The following is a 443-nucleotide window of genomic DNA, read 5'->3' as shown; positions in this document are numbered from 1 at the left end:
ACATTCCGAACCCGGAAGCTAAGCCTTACAGCGCCGATGGTACTGCAGGGGGGACCCTGTGGGAGAGTAGGACGCCGCCGAACAATCTTTGGAGGACCTCTGGTCCCAGCGACTCGCTGGGACCAGAGGTCCTTTTTTGTTTTCCGAAGCGCGCTGGGTACCCGGCTGCGCGAGAATGACTTGCGGTACCGATGACAGGAGTCACCCATGTCCACCAACTCTCCCGACGAGCGACCGGAGCGCGACCAGCGACGCCGGGACAGTGGTGACCGCGGGGGCTACCGCGGAGGACCGCGCCGGGACAACGACCGTGGTGGATCCGGCCGGCGTGACGACCGTCGTGACGACAGCCGTGGTGATCGTCCGGCGTTCCGTCGTGACGACGACCGCGGTCCCCGGCGCGACAGTGACCGTCCCCCCTTCCGCCGTGACGACCGGCGTGA

At 66.8% G+C, this 443-nt stretch carries 1 rRNA gene and 1 pseudogene; one reads left to right on the top strand and one right to left on the bottom strand.

Features of this window, described 5'->3' with window-relative positions:
* Positions 1-83, top strand: a 5S ribosomal RNA gene (gene rrf, locus KUF83_RS02030); the annotation flags it as partial.
* A 118-nt stretch (positions 84-201) separates the two neighbouring features.
* Here rrf and KUF83_RS02025 read toward each other — a convergent pair.
* Positions 202-443 (bottom strand): annotated as a pseudogene (locus KUF83_RS02025) (hypothetical protein); the annotation flags it as partial.

Origin of the sequence: Streptomyces sp. BV286 (genome assembly GCF_019090165.1) — a bacterium.
Lineage (GTDB): Bacteria > Actinomycetota > Actinomycetes > Streptomycetales > Streptomycetaceae > Streptomyces.
This window is presented reverse-complemented; position numbering and strand designations above follow the sequence as displayed.